Genomic DNA, 1478 nt, shown 5'->3' with positions numbered 1-1478 from the left:
TCATAGAAGTTTCCATGCAGGAGGTTGCGCGAACCGGATAGGTTGGGCGCAGATTCACAAAACGGGAGATTTCCAAGATGATGACACCATCTATTGCGGCGACCTGCTTTGTCGCCATTGATCTGAGCAAATCGAAATGGCTTGTGGCGCTTGATGCGCCGCAATTGGCCAAGATCAAATCCGTGCGTTTGGACGGGTTTGATACGGCAGGACTGATTGATCTGGTTCGAGCGACCGTTGCGGAGGCGAGTGAGCTTTGCGGGCCTCATCAGCGACCTATCGTCTGCTTCGAAACTGGATACGATGGTTTCTGGCTGCAGAGGCTGCTGTCCAGCGAAGGGATCGAAACCTTGGTTTTGGATCCGACCAGCTTTCTCGTGAACCGCAGAGCCCGCCGGGTCAAAACGGATCGCGTCGACGCCGAAGGCATGGTCGTTCTTCTGAAGAACTACTGTTCCGGTGATCGAAAGGCATTCCGAACTGTGCGCGTCCCGACCGTTGCTGAAGAAGACGCCAAACGCTTTCACCGAGAGCGCAAGAGGCTGATGAGCGAGCGCACTGGCCACATCAATCGCATTCGTGCCCTCCTCGCGCTGCAAGGCGTCCGGCATATCAATCCAGCGATGGTCACATGGCGCAAGAAACTGGATGGCCTCGAAACTGCCGATGGCCGCCCTTTCCCCGATCAGCTCATGCGCGAGATCGTGCGCTCTTTCGAACGCTTGGAACTGACGAACAAGATGATCAAGGCTCTGGCGGAGGAACGCGACGAAGCCCTTGCGACTGAATCGGAGCGGTTTCCTGAACACGAGAAGGCCGTGCTGCTCGAAGGGCTTCGCGGTGTTGGACGACACAGTGCGATGCTCTTGTCCGCAGAGGTGTTCGGGCGAGAGTTCAAGAACAGGCGACACCTGTCGTCTTACCTTGGCCTGACGCCCAGCCCTTATTCCAGTGGTGATGTCGAACGAAGCCAGGGTATCAGCAAAGCTGGAAACCGACCGGCGCGCACCCTCGGGATCGAACTGGCGTGGTGCTGGCTGCGGTATCAGCCTCAAAGCGCACTCGCGCGCTGGTTCAGAAAATACACGGCTGAACGCCCGGGAGTGAGAAAGAAAGTCGCCATTGTGGCTCTTGCCCGCAAGCTCATCGTGGCCTTGTGGCGATATGTGGAAACGGGACTTGTCCCGTCTGGCGCGGTTCTGAAGGCGGAGGTGTAATACGGGATACTGAAACTTCAGAATAACGCGCAACGCCGGATGGTTGAGTGACCGAGAAGATTGATGGTCTTCACAAACCCTGTAGAAGTTTGGTCCCAACCAAGGCGGCTCCATTCCGGGAACGTGAACGGAAATTTGGTTCGGGCAGCACGCCCACCGTATGCAAGTCGATGCCACTGGAGTGAGCATAATCGAGGAGCCAAACCAGCGTTGCACAGAAAGAAAAGGACTTGAAAATGTAATTTCCTCATGCAGATCGAT

Annotated in this window: 1 protein-coding gene; it reads left to right on the top strand. The window is 56.1% G+C overall.

Features of this window, described 5'->3' with window-relative positions; genetic code table 11:
- Positions 1–77: 77 nt before the first annotated feature.
- Positions 78–1217 (top strand): IS110 family transposase, encoded by a 1140-nt coding sequence (locus C6W91_RS21035; protein WP_370571595.1) that lies wholly within the window; start codon positions 78–80, stop codon positions 1215–1217.
- Positions 1218–1478 lie beyond the last annotated feature (261 nt).

Source organism: Phaeobacter sp. SYSU ZJ3003, from assembly GCF_041300735.1.
GTDB classification, from domain to species: domain Bacteria; phylum Pseudomonadota; class Alphaproteobacteria; order Rhodobacterales; family Rhodobacteraceae; genus Phycobacter; species Phycobacter gallaeciensis_A.
The sequence above is the reverse complement of the archived record's forward strand: the minus strand, read 5'-3'. Positions and strand labels throughout refer to the sequence as shown.